This window comes from Paenibacillus albiflavus (assembly GCF_004344915.1).
GTDB classification, from domain to species: Bacteria; Bacillota; Bacilli; order Paenibacillales; family NBRC-103111; genus Paenibacillus_AM; species Paenibacillus_AM albiflavus.
The window spans coordinates 88,630-103,045 of sequence record NZ_SKFG01000003.1 but is presented as its reverse complement, the minus strand read 5'-3'; the positions used below and the strand labels follow the sequence as shown (position 1 = coordinate 103,045).

Sequence of the window (14,416 nt, the reverse complement as noted above, 5' to 3'; positions counted from 1 at the left end):
GACGTTATCTGAAACTGCTGAAGTACTAAAAATATGAAATTCAATTACAGGTTATTAGTGTAAAGATATTTGAGTTTGGAAGTGATAAATATGAAGAAGATTTGGATTGACTTTAATGAACCAGATCGGAGCAAATTTAGAATCACTAAAGACGAGATCAATTTTTTTAATTTAGCAGTTAAAGAAGAAATAATCTTTTACTCTGAGGATATTCAAGTAAATGCAATTGTTGGATATGACTCCGAACACGATCAGTGGTTTGGAGAATTAATAACAGATATTATTAGAATTTCTGAAGAGGTTGCTGAAGCCAGAGAAGATGGATTTGAAAATGGAAAGTATTTTGGCCAATGGACTGAAAGAAATAATATTATCAGAATGATGAAGAAGTTCAATTTAACAGGAGATTTAATAATTCAAATAACAAACATAAGCAAAGAAGAATTGAATAGAATTTAAGCTATTCGGCGAAGTCAGCAGCATCAGATAATCCAGCTAATCAAGGTCAATAGTTATTTTGAATTTGTTTTCTTAAACCCCAATTAGGCATACTTAAACAAGCCTACCTGAGAATCGAAGACTTGTGGTAAAATATACCTGATATTTTATTCTTTAATTTATGCGAAATGGTGTTTCACTACGCCAGACGCCAAAAATAATGCGTAACAACTTGTTTGAAGTGGCAACGATTGCAACCTTAGAAGCCTTGCCTTCAGAGAGCTTTTGTTGGTAATATCGCGATAGAACCTCATTTCGAGGGCCATTTACCTGCTTGGAAATGCCTGCAACTGTAGCTTGATACAGAGCAGTTCGAAGGTAGGACGATCCTCTTTTTGAAATGTGATTCTGGTTAGACTTGAAGGTTCCCGACTGATAAACAGATGAATCCAGCCCTGCAAAAGCGGTTAACTGTTTAACAGAAGGGAACCTTTTTATATCACCAATTTCTGCGACAATTGTGGCAGCTGTCAGCGGTCCTACGCCAGGAATTGATTTAAGCAAATGGTATGGAGCAAGACTCTCGGCTGCTGATTTCATTTGATTTTGAAGGTCGGTAATGCTTGACTGGTATGACTTTAGAAGTTGAATGTAATGGTTTATAGCGATGTTTTGTGCCACAGTAGCTTGTGGATCGGGCAGGCTTTGCTGGGCAATCGTCCTAATCTGCACCAGCTTTTGTTCGTTCCAAGATCGTCCTCTACGATTGTGTAACAGTATTTGCATAATGTCTTCCGAGTCTGCATGTAGCAAAGCATTTGGAGTGGGGAATGTCTGTAGAAGCGTGAGTGAAGTTGGGTTACAAATGTTCTGAAAAGCCTTGTCATAGCCCGGAAAGATAAGGTCTAGTACAGCTCGAAAATGTAGCTGAGCATCCGTGTACATCGAACTCCATTGCGTATATTGTCTACATAATAGCTGAAGGTTTGCAATCTGAGCAGAAGGTTGAGCTATAGCTTTCGCTTGCTCTAAATAAAATGTTTGAGCAATGCGCATGGCATCAATGGGATCTGTTTTGATCTTGCGAGTAGATTTTTTCTTCAACTGATGCGTTAACAAAGGATTTAGGACGACGACAGGATAGTTAAGCTCATTGAAGTAAGAAACAATGGGCTTAGAGTAATGACCGGTTGCTTCTAGCACAACGCTTGGGCGCTGGTGGGTCATTTTTTCTAGCTGAACAAGATGAGGGAGCAAAGATGAAATCCCCTCAGGTGAATGTGAAAAAGTGAAAGGTTTACAAACGATGGAGCCATAGGCAGAGAAAGTAGCTGCTACACTTTTGCCTTTAGCAACATCAATACTAAGAACAGGCTGTTGCATAAAACCTCCTTTATTTATACCGGGACCCTACGCAAAGATTCTCCACAGGTTGGCACGGTGATACGGGCTCGAAGGCCCAACCAGCTGAATCGGGGTATGAACATTGCCTGGGCTGAAATACATTATGCGACGAGATCTAGGTCCCAACACAGCATACATTTTTAACCCGGTAGTGCTGATTTAAGTATATATGAAAAAAGCTTACCCCGATTCATTGGGGTAAGCTTAATATACCAACATAGTATTCACGCTGTGGAGCCTAACGTCTCCGTCGTCGCTGACGCTCCTTGGTCGCCAAGAAGAATTCCAGAGAAGAGGAATCAGGCGACACATTCAACCGGCTAAGTCTGGCGCCCCGTTCCCTTTGGTCATTTAAGCCACTCGAACGTCAGAAATGCGGAAACGGTATGTGCAATTGCCGTAAGATCGTAAAACCTGTATTTTAAATTGGAGTTGAATCGATGGACACAATTCAATTCAAGGTTGAATATTCTGAAGACCAAGACGCTCAAGTTCTGGGTATTTATATAAATGGCGAGAATTTAGTTGAGCTGATTAGGAGATATGAAAATCAATTTGATCCTTCAATCGCAGGTGGATATGAGGGTTTGAATATCAAATTTTTAAATAATATAAAAGAGCACTTTACTGGCAAACTCAATGAAGATGATCTTTTCTATTATGAAGGTAAAACATTAATAATGGGATGTAATTGTGGAGAGCCAGGATGTTGGCCTATATTAATTAAGGTAATTGAAGAAGATGAAGTAATTGTTTGGAATGAATTTGAACAGCCCCATAGAAATGAAGAATCTGCTAGTGGGCATTGGGATTATTCAAAATTTAAACCACTTAGATTTAATAGAAAACAATACGAAGAACAATTAAAGATTATCTGTGAGAAGCTCAAGGAAGACGACAACAGCACATAACATCATGTTCATGCGTCGGGGTATCAACCCCTCGGTCCGTGAGAAGTTAGAAGTTGAGTCGATGATGGATTTCAGTAGCAGAGTAATGAATTCATCGGACACATCCGCACCAGCTAACCGCGTCGCGGCCAGTCGCATACGCTCCTTTAAGGTGGTGGGACGTCATGAACACAGAAACGTTATGTGCAATACCCGAGAAAAACAAATAAGAATAAAGTTCAAGAACTGATTTGTTAGAATAATTGAAGAACAAGAACTGAATTAAAGGGGATGATCTATATTCTGGCTACTAGCATGTTATGTATACTGATAGGAATCATTTCGATATTATTAACTGTTGGTGCTACTCAAGTTTCTTTTTTTAGTTCTGAGTTAGATACGATAGTAATCTTCTATTTTTTGTTTCTTGTCATTAATTTGTTTTTGTCGGGATTTGTTATTAATAAATCAATTGTGAGAATTCAAAAAGTATTGGCTTTCATAGGTCTTAGCATTTCATTAATGCCTTTACTAATAACATTTTTTTTAATTCTAATAAACAGTTGAGAATACATAGTGATTGTTTTTCAGGTAGTCGGATACTGCACATAACATTGCATTCACGCTGCGGAACCTGACGGCTCAGTGGTCCGTCCAAGGCATTTCGATGGAGTGGTTGGACAACCCTGTGAGGCTAAGTGGCGGAGCCACCCGACGACTTCGTCGCCTTAAGCCTCTCGGGTTCGTGAATACAAGAGATGTTAGCTGAAATTACATTAAATAATATTAGTGAGGGAAGTACATGGATGATGTAGTTTTTAAGATTAAACGTAGAACAATAAGTCTGTTAGAGGAAGAATTATTGGACATACAGCCACAAATCACGGAGGAAAGTTCATACTTAGCAATTACGAAAAGTAGAAAAATTATTGAAATTAATACTAAACAGGGATTTATTAACACAGAATTTTCGATTGACAGTGAAGATTTAGATTTCGAGCTGGATGTCTCTATTCTTATATCACCTAATAGGAATATTATTGCTGTTTTTAATACATGCGGGAGGCTTGGATTAGTTATAGATCTACTATTAAAGAAGATCATAATGCGATTTGGTAGAGATGATTATTATTATGAGCAAACAATATTCCCAGTTTCTTTTTTCAGACACGATAATCAAATATTATTGATCCATGGAACTAAGTGGAATAGGCTAGACATAACTAATCCATTAACTGGGGAAGTGTTAACCTCCAGAGTGGATCCTGAATTTAAAATGATTAACAAAGAACCAGTATTTTCTGAACATTATTTGGATTACTTTCACGGACATCTTCTAGTCTCTCCAAACAATGAATGGGTTGTGGACAATGGTTGGGAATGGCATCCAGTAGGTTTTGTAACAACATGGAATATTAAAAAATGGATTACTGATAATCGGTGGGAATCCGAGGATGGAGAAAGTAAGAAAACGCTTTGGTGGGGAAAGGAAGATTGGAATGATCCAATGTGTTGGCTTAGTAATACGACGGTAGGAATCTCGGGGAAATTCGATATAGGTTTATATGACGAAGAGGATAGCTTAAACCTGCCTAAAGGATTTCTTTTTAGAATTTTTGATGTTTGTGATGGAAGTATGTTGGGAGAATTTGAAATTTGTAACGGCAAATTATATTTCGATACTTATTTATTTTGTTCTTCTCAAGATAATGGACTTCAGGTCTATGATATTTCTAATGGAAAAGTGATTTTTGAAGAGAAGACAATTAAACCATGGGTCTATAATAGAGCATCAAAGGAATTTCTAGAAATTACGAATAGTGGAATTATAATTTGCAAGTTAATAGAAGAAGAATGCAACTTAAGCTAATACCGTATTCACACTGCGGGCCTTACGGCCATAGGTACGCCCGATGAGATTTCGATGAAGTGTAATCAGGCAGACAACTCCTGCGAGGCTAAGTCTTCAACCCAGTCACTACGCTCCTTTAAGCCACTCGGGTTCGTGATTACAAGAACGTTATCTGAAATACCCTAAATACAATATCAATGGAGGGATACGCATAGAAGTCTTCGTTAAAAAGCTAACGATTAAACAAAAAAATCTAAGCATTATCTATCTGTCCCAAAAAGAAATCGGATTAGAGAACTCAGTATACCCCGATACACAGATGAATCTCTATGGAGACAGTAATTCCTTAATTACTCTTGCTGGCTTATTTAATTTAGTCCAAAGAGAAAAGAGTATGATCGTTTACCTTTTCAGAAATTCTGAAGATGGATCTGATTTTGCTTTCTTTCATGGTACAAGCAATCCATTAAGTTTTAGTGATTTTACAGATATTAGAAAGAGAATATATAAAGCGAATATTGTAGGCAGTTATGACATAATGACATCACAAGAAAGAAAAGACGAGCGTATGCATGAGGCTTGGAAGTTTAAAAATATTTATTCAATTCGATCGTGCGGGCAACTGATCTCATTAAGTACAAATTTTTTAGGGTTTCGACTTGCAGAATTGGTCTGTAAGGAACTAGGTGATACTAAGCAAGGACATACACATTTTGACGAATGGTCTAGTCAGGGAAGCATTGAATTGATAATAAGAAACAAAGACACAGATATGATATTTCGATGAAGAGAGTACTTCCGATAAAAAATATTCCCGTTGCAAAGGCATACGTCCCTTGGTCTGCCAGAAGGATTTCAAGAAGTAGAATCAGGCAGGGGGATGAACGACGGGAATGCGGATACGTTAGATGAAAATTATTACGGATTAAAACCATAAAAAACTAAGGGGCGATGAACTATTTGATCATTGAAATTGATGGATATTTTCTTCGCACAATACTACGATCAGATAAAGAATTTAGTAAAGATGACTTAAAAATTATCTATGATGAATTAATAAACAATGATATATCATGAAGTAACTGCCCGAGACTCTTTGCAAATTATATTACATGGAAAAACAAGAAGAGATTGAAGGTCTTAGAATTGACATAGTGATTGATACAGATATAGATTGTATCTACAACCCTCAATATTAAAGGAACGGAGGAAGATAATATGTATGAATATACCTTTGTTGAAACTTCATTGGGTGGATTTTTCTCAGAAGCAACACATCGACAGACAATTATTGAATATGCAAGAGCGGGATGGCGGTTAGTTCAAGTACTTCCTACTAATTATAATGGACATGGAAAGCCAACTCTTTACGAGATCATATTTGAAAGAAAAATAGAAAACAGCTAAAGATTGAAAAAATGTGAAGTGTGAGCATCTCAAAGAGAGCTAAAACTTCATCTAACAATGTATTCACGAATTGGTGGATAAGCCATCTCGGTCCGGGGAGTAAGGTCGAGGAAGTAGTTACCGGGACACATCCGACATTCGTCGGACGTCATGAACAAAACAACGTTATCGGACATTGACGCAAATCAAATAAAAAACGAAAAGAAAGAAGTGTATAACATGAAGGACTATATTAAGACAAATCTCCCTCTGGCTTATTCAGAAGCAGTGAAAATTGACAACACTATTTATGTAGCAGGGCAAGGGCCTGATAGTTTAGATGTTTCTGCAGAGGAGCAAATTAGACAGACAATAAAGAATATTGAGAAGGTACTCTCAAATGTCGGTGCAGGTCTTGAAGACATTGTAAAGGTCACGGTAATATTAAATTACGATAAGATAACACCACAAATGCTTGAGGAGATTTATAAAGAATATTTCAAAGAACCTTATCCAGCAAGAACTGTATTTAAAAGCGATATTGGGTTCAATATACAAATTGATGCAATAGCAGTGAAGGAGAATTGAAATAAAAGTGATATTTAGAATTCCAAAAAGAGGCGTCAACATCCGATAACACTGTATTCACTTAACGGCCATTCGGCCATCGGTCCACCCGAGGCATTTCGAGGAAGCGGATTCAGGCAGACACACCTGCGAGGCTAACTGCGCATGCGCAGTCGGTCCCTTCGTACCTTAAGCTCTCGGGTTCGTGAATACAAGAGACGTTATGTGAAATAGTACAAAAAATTATACGAGGTGTAAATCAATGAAGCTAAATAAACCCAATTGTTTAGAAAGTAGCGTGAGTAATCTTTCTTCATTTTGTTTTTGCTTATATCACATACTTCCATACATCAATCAGGATAAATATTCATATGAAGAAGTTATGGGATATACCGGTCATGCTTTTCATATAAACCTACGAGTGGAAACGATCAATAAATGGGGGCCTACAATGTATGACTGGGGTGGAGTCATCACACAAGGTCTACATAATCTTGGTTTTAACTTCAAAGCTGTAGGATACTCGGGTTACCACCTTGGTGTTCCAAATGTGCTGGATGATGCAGTTCGTCTTATTCGAGACTCCATTCAAAGAGGAGTACCTTTAATTATGTGGGAGCCTCTAAATTCAGAGTTTGGCATCATATATGGGTACAACGATGAAAGTCAGATGTTAAGTGTCGTCGATGCCACGAAAGAAGGAGAAATCCCTTTTGACAGAATAGGGCGAGGGGCAGATACCCCAGAGTTTTTTGTCCTCTCGATCAGTGAAGTAATAGAAAAAAATGCCCGAGAAAGAATTAAAGGCACCCTTGATCTGATTCTTAAGTATGGTTTACAGGATTCGCATGATTTCTGGGAGTTCACTACTGGCCTACCGGCTTATGAAACTTGGATTAAGGCTTTCAATAATAAATCAGTCGATATACAAGGAAATGCATTCAATATTCAAGTGCTGATGAATGCACGTCACACTGCTGTAAGGTTTATGGATAAGTTCAAAGACGAATTCAAAGAAGATAACTATCATACCGAACTTATTGAGAAATCAAAGAATACATTTAGCGAAGTAGTAAATCTATATAAGAAATTAGAAACACTATTTCCATTCTCAAATGATGGTCATCCAACTGAAAGTAGAGTTAGCAATGAAGCTATAAGTATTTTACAACAAATAAAAGAAGCGGAAGAAAGCGCATTGCTTAATCTTAAACAACTAAGAGAACATCTGGACTAGGTTGACTCAAAGAAGTATGGTACCTCACATAATACAAATTCGCGCTTCATGGCTTTCGCCCCTTAGTTGTCAAATGTATAATCATGGAAGAAGCTCGGATAACACACGACCCAGCCTAAGATAAGAGCTATCTAAGGCTGGGTCGCGTCGTGAATACAATAACGTTATATGAAAGATACGCGAAATTATAATCAAAGGAGAAGATCAAAAAATGGAATTAGGAGCAGCTGCAGGTATGACATTTGGGATTTTCCCAATATTAATATTTCTATTTTATCTTGCATTAGCGGGACTGACAGTATATTGTTTGATTTTGTTTATCATGCTTGCCCGTAGAGGAGTAAAAGCATTAGATCTTTATATTGATGAGAAGACAAATAAAATTCAATAAGAATTTAATTATAGTCAAACACAATAAACGAAGAAATGTACCTATAGAAACCAAACATAAAGATTTATTTAATAAAGATATTTGCATGTAATGCGAAGAAAGCGTATCTATCAGATAACAATGTATTCACGCTTCAGTCGCTAACTCGCCCTTGGTCCGTATGAGGCAATACAGGGAGTTGGCTGAGGCGGATAACCCTACGAACCTAACGCGCAGCGGTCGGCTCCTCCAGAGCCTTAAGGTTCTCGGGTTCGTGAATAAAAGAAACGTTTATCTGAAACCATCGTAAAATCTCAATTTTAAATGAAATGAAGGTGTTATCATGGAAGATCAATGGAAAATTGCCGAATATGATTCGGAATGGAAATCGTTGTTCCAAACGCTAGGTAGTAATTTAAGAAATGTACTTGGAGAAGTGGCAGATCGCATTGACCATGTTGGGTCAACTTCCATAGAAGGAATGGATGCAAAACCTATAGTCGATATTCAGATTTCAGTCACTGATTATGATAATGAGACATTGTACCGGGAACGAATTGAGAGTTTAGGATTTGAATTACGTAGAGAGAACCCGGACAAGACAAAGAAATACTTTCGAGAAATTCCCGGTAGAAGAAGAACTCATATTCACGTAAGACAAACAGGTAGTGTTTCTGAACAAATGACGTTATTGTTCAGAGATTACTTACGTAATCATCCTATTGATTGCTTGAAATATGCAGAAGAAAAACATCGCTTAATGAAACTACATAGGAATGAACGAACCAAGTATGTAGAAGGTAAAGGACCAGTTGTATGGGAGATAATGCAAAGAGCACATACTTGGTCGATGGATATAGGTTGGAAACCTGGAAAGTCAGATGTGTAGGTAATTCAAAGAGGACATGGCACCAGATAACACCATCTCTATGCTATATACGCGCCTTAAGCCTTTCGGGTTCCTAGATACAAAAACGTTAAGTGAAATTCTCGAAAGCAGATTTAAACACTATTCTTTTATCTTATTTCAGTTAAATAAAGAGATCCTATTTATTAGCAATTTCTAAAGGGGAAAATAATTAAATGATAAAAGCTAAGAAGATTCTTTACGCAGTTGCAGTCTTTATTGTTTCATTAATATTAATTCAAGCATTAATTAATGCGGTAGTTTCATCTATGATTTCTGATAATTACTTAAAGAGCTGGATTTCTTTATTGTTATCAGTTGGAATTGCAATTTTTTTTACTATAGTGGCATTAAACAAAAGCAACCAAAAGAAGTTATGAAACAGTGAATAATAAGTTCTTGTTAGCAATTCAATTGGAATTGGTTGTTATAACTTGTGTTTTTAATTGGAGTAAATTACTAGATAGTTTTTTAGTTGCGAGGCTAAATCCGTCGGACCTGGACGCAAGCGCACTTAGCCTCTCGGGTTCGGGAATATATGAGACGTTATTCGAAATTTATGAAGAACAATAAGAGGGAGTACTCTCAATGAAGACAAATATTCAAGAACAGAAAAATGACCATCAACCATTAGGTATATCTGGGCTGGGGGGGTGGTTGATTCTAGTACAAATCGGTCTTTACTTAACAATAATTCTATTAGTGCTGCAATTATTCCAGAATTCATTACCAGTATTTACAACCGATACATGGGAAGTACTAACATCAATAAAATCACAATATTACCACCCTTTATGGGGACCAGTACTTATTTTCGAGTCTATATATAATGTGCTATTTTTATTTTTCAGTATATATATTCTAATTAATTTTTATGGAAAGAAGTCGATATTACCTCGCCTAATGATAATTTTTTATAGTGTTAGTTTAGCCATTGGGGTAATTGATTATCTATTAGTACTTCAAATTCCCTTAGCGAGAGAACTAGAAGATGGAAGTTCATTAAGGGGTATAGTGAGATCTGTAATAACATGTGCAATTTGGATTCCATATTTTATAAAATCAGAACGAGTACATAATACTTTTACCAGGTGAACCAATGAAGACATAAATTACGAATAACAATGTAATCACGATGCGGAGCTTTACGGCTCCTTGGTCCGCCCGAGGGCTTTCGAAGAAGTTGATTTATAACAACCCTGCGAACTTAACCTCGTAGTGGTCGGCCCTTATGGACCTTAAGGTTCTCGGGTTCGTGAATACAAAACGTTATACGAAACCATCTAGAATCTAAAAATTATAATAGAAAGGATAAATCTCTATGATTAGATTATGTAATAGCATGGATACGGAAGAAATCTATCAAATTATCAATGATGCTGCACAGGCATATAGAGGAGTGATACCTGACGATAGATATCATAATCCATATATGACAATTGAAGAGTTGAACCAGGAGATGAACGATGGAGTAGTATTCTGGGGGTTTGAAGAAAATAATAAATTAATTGGAGTTATGGGCATTCAGGATAAGATCGATGTTTCCTTAATCAGACACGCCTATGTACGAACATCTCAGAGAAAAAGTGGAATAGGTACAAAGCTCTTATCTCATCTGATGGATTTAACAACCAAACCGATTTTAATAGGAACTTGGAACTCGGCTGATTGGGCAATAAGATTTTATGTGAAGAATGGCTTTAGACTTGTTTCACCGAGTGAGAAGAATAAATTATTAACTACGTATTGGAATGTTCCTGATAGGCAAATTGAGACTTCTGTAGTCTTATGTGATAGTAAGTGGTCCTCATAGTCAAAACGATATAGGAACACTTGTACGCAAGTGTGGATAAAGGTAAAATATAACTACAATTGAATCTTGGGTGGGCATGGTTTCCCTTCGAAAGGAGGTGAAGCCTTGGAAGTGAAGGATGCAATAATATCAAGAGAAAGTAAAGAACCCACCCCAAGGTTGACCGCCGAAGGTGGGTTTCCGATCGTGATTGACTATGAAGGGATTACCCATCCAAGCCAATTGTATTGACCAAGTGTTAGCGCACTTGGTCTCTTATTAAATATATACTACCATAATTGAAAAAATGTATCAAAGAAATAATGAAAATGAAGAATATAAACATATTGAAAGTGTTTCGAAAAAGTGTAACCAGGCAGATAACCCTGCGAGTCGAAGTCCGTCGGACCCAGTCGCTGCGTTCCTTTAAGCCTCTGGGGTTCGTAGATACCTGAACGTTAGCTGAATCAGTCAAAATCATCTAAACTACTGGATATTTATTGCATCTATTTTTGTAAACAGTTAACATTCAAGTAATAAAGCTAGAAAGAGGATCAAGATATTATGTATAAGGTTGTATTTTTCGATGTTGACGGTACCCTATTAAGTGAGATTGATAGAAGCCTACCGCAAAGTACAAAAGAAGCAATTACTCGGTTGATTAACAAAGGAATAAAAGTTGTGGTCGCGACAGGGAGACCGTACAGTTTGTGCGAAGAGTTTGTGTCAATGGGTATTGACACAATTATTTCCGCAAACGGTGCACTTATTAAGTGTGATGGGAAAATAATATATAAATTAGCGCTTTCTACAGAAACCGTTCGAGACCTCTCGGCATTTGCTGAATTAAATGGACATAGCGTTTCTTATTTTACGGAGGCATTCGCCATGAACGGAACTGGCTCAGGTGATAAGCGAGTCATGGAGGCATTGAAAGAGACGTTAAGTATAACTCAATATCCCGAAAAAATGAGTATGGGAGAGGAAGTTTACTGTATCTGCCTGTATGCAGACAGTAGTGAAGCTCAAAAATATATTGATAATTTCCCCAAGCTCAGGTTCGTGAGGTTTCACAGATATGTTTTGAATGTGCTTGAAGAAACAGAAGTTTCTAAGTCAACAGCGATTAAAAAGGTTCTTGATTATTTAGACATTGACAAATCTGAAGCTATTGCTTTCGGTGACGGCGGAAACGACATAGATATGTTGGAGTATGTTGGCTTGGGAATCGCAATGGGAAATGGTGAGGAACTGTTAAAACTTAAAGCGGATTTTGTTACAAAAAGGGCAAGTGAAGGTGGTATTTTGTACGCATTAAAAAAATTCGGGGTCATTTAAGGAGCGTTAAAATGTTTGTTATTAAATCTATAAAAGATTGTCCTCTACGTCATACTGAGCTTGTTCAATTTGTTGAAGAAAAGTGGCCAAACGTGAAGGGAGTTGTACTTCCGAAAATTGACGAAAGTTTATCATCAGAAGGTGTGCTCCCACTTACATTTCTGCTGTTGAAGAACGAAGAAATAGTTGGATTCTATCAATTAATTGAACAGGAATACATAAAGCGAAAGGATTTATCGCCCTGGATAGCGCCTTTATTCATTGACGAGGTTGAACGAGGACAGGCTTTAGGTTCAGTATTGTTGGAGCATGCTAGACAAATTGCAGGGGGACTAGGATATGATAAAGTATACTTAGCGACTGACCATATCCGTTATTATGAGAAGTACGGATTCAGAGAAATAGGACTGGATAATTTTGAATGGGGACGGCCTACTAAATTATATGAACATGATACCATAAAAAATTTCACATAATCGCTAACATTTATAATTGAAGGAGCATGCATATGATCTCTACATACGTTCGACGCATTCAAGAAGTTTACCCAAATTTACATATTCAAGATGTTAAACAAAATGAGATCGGACAGAACAATGACGTATTTATTCTTAATCAATCTCTTGTCTTTAGGTTTCCTAAATATCAGCAAGGTATAGATAAATTAAAGCGAGAAACGGAGTTATTGGAATCTATCAGTAAAACTGTAGCTATGCCGATTCCCTTTCCTGCCTATAAATCTTTTGATGAGATGGAGGTAGGTAAGGCTTTCATGGGCTATAAGCTAATTGAGGGTTCTCCTTTTTGGAAGGAAGAACTGATTAATATCAAAAGTCAGAACCTAACGAATACAATTGCCTCTCAACTTGTTACTTTTCTTATTGAACTTCACTCAATGGACATACCCATAACAGTTGCTTCTCAAAAACAACATGAAAGTGTTCATAGAATTATAGAAAATCTATTTATTAGAATAAAAGAGAAGCTCTTTCCATTTATGCGAGTAGATGCACAAGAAAAAGTTGTAGATAACTTTAATACATTTTTAAATAATACTCATAATCAGAATTTAGAGAAAACCTTGATTCATGGAGATTTTGGAGCAGGTAATATCATATGGGATCCAAAAGAAAACAGAGTTGCAGGAGTTATTGACTTCGGAGGCGCAGGACTTGGTGACCCAGCATATGATTTTGCGGGAATTCTATCCAGTTACGGAGAAGAGTTTTTTGAAATATGCATTAATCTGTACCCAGGTGGAAGACGAATTTCAGAAAGAGTTCATTTTTATAGAAGCACCTTTGCTTTGCAGGAAGCTCTACATGGGATAGATCATAATGACCAAGAAGCTTTTGAAAATGGAATTAAAGAATTTAGATAGAACAACTTAACAGGAGGATGATTCTTTGTGGATTTGAATCAAAGAAAACAGTGGAATGAGAATCATAAAAAATTAACAAACATTCTCTTGAAGCCAACTGAACATAAGACTGCTGTAGAATTATTTTTGCACCAACACAGTTTGTTACATTCATCAATAATGAGTAATTCACCCATATTTACTCTTGAAGATGAATTAATCAAGGATATTAAAGAAGAAACATTTCGAAAGTATCCTGTTGCAGCTCCGGATACGAAAAACTCAATTGTGTGGCATTTATGGCATATTACTCGAATTGAAGATATGACCATGAATGTACTCGTACATAATAATCAACAAGTGTTTTACTCAGGTGAGTGGAACAAGAAGCTCAGAGTCGATTATTCTCATTCAGGTAATGAAATGACGGAGGATGAAATTACTGATCTAAGCACTAATATTGATATTCCTTCATTAATGGAATATCGAATAGAAGTAGGGCGAAAGACACGTGATATTGTATCTCTTCTTCAACCAGGTGATTTTAGAAGAAAGGTTGAAGCAGTGGGAATAAAAACACTTCAGGATCAAAAAGCAGTTAAGGAAGAAGCGACATGGTTACTTGAATATTGGGGGAATAAGACTATAGCAGGGTTAATACTGATGCCGGCGACAAGACATATTTTTTTACATCTAAACAAATCAATACGGATTAAACAAAGAATTCAGAAAGTCAAAATGTGAAATATCAGTAAATCATTATAAGTTCAAAGGCTATGGAATAGCAGGACTAAAAAACAAATCGATAAATGATTCTTTTGTTAAGATTAAATCAATAAATGATTTATCAATTCAATTTATAATGTCAAATGATA

General features: G+C 36.7%; 18 protein-coding genes. 17 read left to right on the top strand and 1 reads right to left on the bottom strand.

All coding sequences use genetic code 11. The features are described 5' to 3' along the window. The first annotated feature begins 90 nt into the window (after nt 1-90). A complete protein-coding gene (locus E0485_RS05735; protein ID WP_132417021.1) occupies nt 91-459 on the top strand; it encodes a hypothetical protein in 369 nt (122 codons plus the stop codon). 153 nt (nt 460-612) lie between these two features. On the opposite strand, the gene E0485_RS05730 is transcribed toward E0485_RS05735, so the two are convergent. Continuing rightward, nucleotides 613-1,821 (bottom strand): IS110 family RNA-guided transposase, encoded by a 1,209-nt coding sequence (locus E0485_RS05730; protein WP_132417020.1) that lies wholly within the window; start codon nt 1,819-1,821, stop codon nt 613-615. 461 nt (nt 1,822-2,282) lie between these two features. Here E0485_RS05730 and E0485_RS05725 point away from each other — a divergent pair, with 461 nt between their 5' ends. From E0485_RS05725 to E0485_RS05655, 16 genes are all read left to right on the top strand, one after another. Continuing rightward, nucleotides 2,283-2,753: a hypothetical protein gene (locus E0485_RS05725; RefSeq protein WP_132417019.1), complete on the top strand. Its 471-nt coding sequence runs from the start codon at nt 2,283-2,285 to the stop codon at nt 2,751-2,753. A gap of 781 nt (nt 2,754-3,534) precedes the next feature. Then, nucleotides 3,535-4,602: a hypothetical protein gene (locus tag E0485_RS05720; RefSeq protein ID WP_132417018.1), complete on the top strand. Its 1,068-nt coding sequence runs from the start codon at nt 3,535-3,537 to the stop codon at nt 4,600-4,602. 376 nt (nt 4,603-4,978) lie between these two features. After that, complete coding sequence (locus E0485_RS05715; protein ID WP_132417017.1) at nt 4,979-5,371, top strand: hypothetical protein; 393 nt, start codon at nt 4,979-4,981, stop codon at nt 5,369-5,371. A gap of 431 nt (nt 5,372-5,802) precedes the next feature. Further along, nucleotides 5,803-5,991: a DUF4177 domain-containing protein gene (locus E0485_RS05710; RefSeq protein WP_132417016.1), complete on the top strand. Its 189-nt coding sequence runs from the start codon at nt 5,803-5,805 to the stop codon at nt 5,989-5,991. Nucleotides 5,992-6,141: 150 nt separating this feature from the next. After that, a complete protein-coding gene (locus E0485_RS05705) occupies nt 6,142-6,558 on the top strand; it encodes a RidA family protein (RefSeq protein ID WP_132417015.1) in 417 nt (138 codons plus the stop codon). 241 nt (nt 6,559-6,799) lie between these two features. Continuing rightward, a complete protein-coding gene (locus E0485_RS05700) occupies nt 6,800-7,774 on the top strand; it encodes a hypothetical protein (RefSeq protein ID WP_132417014.1) in 975 nt (324 codons plus the stop codon). Nucleotides 7,775-7,985: 211 nt separating this feature from the next. Beyond that, entirely contained in the window at nt 7,986-8,165 is a 180-nt protein-coding gene (locus E0485_RS05695; protein WP_132417013.1) for a hypothetical protein, read from the top strand. Nucleotides 8,166-8,487: 322 nt separating this feature from the next. Beyond that, nucleotides 8,488-9,033 carry a GrpB family protein gene (locus E0485_RS05690; RefSeq protein ID WP_132417012.1) on the top strand — a complete coding sequence of 182 codons (546 nt, stop codon included), beginning with the start codon at nt 8,488-8,490 and terminating at the stop codon, nt 9,031-9,033. 194 nt (nt 9,034-9,227) lie between these two features. Continuing rightward, the gene (locus tag E0485_RS05685) at nt 9,228-9,431 is read left to right on the top strand and encodes a hypothetical protein (RefSeq protein ID WP_132417011.1); all 204 of its coding nucleotides are present in this window, start codon (nt 9,228-9,230) and stop codon (nt 9,429-9,431) included. A 208-nt stretch (nt 9,432-9,639) separates the two neighbouring features. Continuing rightward, nucleotides 9,640-10,146, top strand: a complete 507-nt coding sequence (locus E0485_RS05680; RefSeq protein ID WP_132417010.1) for a DUF2569 domain-containing protein — start codon at nt 9,640-9,642, stop codon at nt 10,144-10,146. A gap of 226 nt (nt 10,147-10,372) precedes the next feature. After that, nucleotides 10,373-10,864, top strand: a complete 492-nt coding sequence (locus E0485_RS05675; protein WP_132417009.1) for a GNAT family N-acetyltransferase — start codon at nt 10,373-10,375, stop codon at nt 10,862-10,864. 105 nt (nt 10,865-10,969) lie between these two features. Continuing rightward, complete coding sequence (locus E0485_RS25675; RefSeq protein ID WP_268957510.1) at nt 10,970-11,095, top strand: hypothetical protein; 126 nt, start codon at nt 10,970-10,972, stop codon at nt 11,093-11,095. Between the two features lie 312 nt (nt 11,096-11,407). After that, a complete protein-coding gene (locus E0485_RS05670; RefSeq protein WP_132417008.1) occupies nt 11,408-12,181 on the top strand; it encodes a Cof-type HAD-IIB family hydrolase in 774 nt (257 codons plus the stop codon). Nucleotides 12,182-12,192: 11 nt separating this feature from the next. After that, on the top strand, nt 12,193-12,657 hold the full coding sequence (locus E0485_RS05665; RefSeq protein ID WP_132417007.1) for a GNAT family N-acetyltransferase: 465 nt from the start codon (nt 12,193-12,195) through the stop codon (nt 12,655-12,657). 32 nt (nt 12,658-12,689) lie between these two features. Further along, nucleotides 12,690-13,562, top strand: coding sequence for a phosphotransferase family protein (locus tag E0485_RS05660; RefSeq protein WP_132417006.1), 873 nt, complete (start codon nt 12,690-12,692; stop codon nt 13,560-13,562). 27 nt (nt 13,563-13,589) lie between these two features. Then, complete coding sequence (locus E0485_RS05655) at nt 13,590-14,285, top strand: DinB family protein (protein WP_132417005.1); 696 nt, start codon at nt 13,590-13,592, stop codon at nt 14,283-14,285. The last annotated feature ends 131 nt before the right edge of the window (nt 14,286-14,416 follow it).

Bases quoted from the DNA above. Each gene is read 5' to 3' on its own strand.
- E0485_RS05735 (WP_132417021.1), top strand. From the start codon at position 91: ATGAAGAAGATTTGGATTGACTTTAATGAACCAGATCGGAGCAAATTT.
- E0485_RS05730 (WP_132417020.1), bottom strand. From the start codon at position 1,821: ATGCAACAGCCTGTTCTTAGTATTGATGTTGCTAAAGGCAAAAGTGTA.
- E0485_RS05725 (WP_132417019.1), top strand. From the start codon at position 2,283: ATGGACACAATTCAATTCAAGGTTGAATATTCTGAAGACCAAGACGCT.
- E0485_RS05720 (WP_132417018.1), top strand. From the start codon at position 3,535: ATGGATGATGTAGTTTTTAAGATTAAACGTAGAACAATAAGTCTGTTA.
- E0485_RS05715 (WP_132417017.1), top strand. From the start codon at position 4,979: ATGATCGTTTACCTTTTCAGAAATTCTGAAGATGGATCTGATTTTGCT.
- E0485_RS05710 (WP_132417016.1), top strand. From the start codon at position 5,803: ATGTATGAATATACCTTTGTTGAAACTTCATTGGGTGGATTTTTCTCA.
- E0485_RS05705 (WP_132417015.1), top strand. From the start codon at position 6,142: ATGAACAAAACAACGTTATCGGACATTGACGCAAATCAAATAAAAAAC.
- E0485_RS05700 (WP_132417014.1), top strand. From the start codon at position 6,800: ATGAAGCTAAATAAACCCAATTGTTTAGAAAGTAGCGTGAGTAATCTT.
- E0485_RS05695 (WP_132417013.1), top strand. From the start codon at position 7,986: ATGGAATTAGGAGCAGCTGCAGGTATGACATTTGGGATTTTCCCAATA.
- E0485_RS05690 (WP_132417012.1), top strand. From the start codon at position 8,488: ATGGAAGATCAATGGAAAATTGCCGAATATGATTCGGAATGGAAATCG.
- E0485_RS05685 (WP_132417011.1), top strand. From the start codon at position 9,228: ATGATAAAAGCTAAGAAGATTCTTTACGCAGTTGCAGTCTTTATTGTT.
- E0485_RS05680 (WP_132417010.1), top strand. From the start codon at position 9,640: ATGAAGACAAATATTCAAGAACAGAAAAATGACCATCAACCATTAGGT.
- E0485_RS05675 (WP_132417009.1), top strand. From the start codon at position 10,373: ATGATTAGATTATGTAATAGCATGGATACGGAAGAAATCTATCAAATT.
- E0485_RS05670 (WP_132417008.1), top strand. From the start codon at position 11,408: ATGTATAAGGTTGTATTTTTCGATGTTGACGGTACCCTATTAAGTGAG.
- E0485_RS05665 (WP_132417007.1), top strand. From the start codon at position 12,193: ATGTTTGTTATTAAATCTATAAAAGATTGTCCTCTACGTCATACTGAG.
- E0485_RS05660 (WP_132417006.1), top strand. From the start codon at position 12,690: ATGATCTCTACATACGTTCGACGCATTCAAGAAGTTTACCCAAATTTA.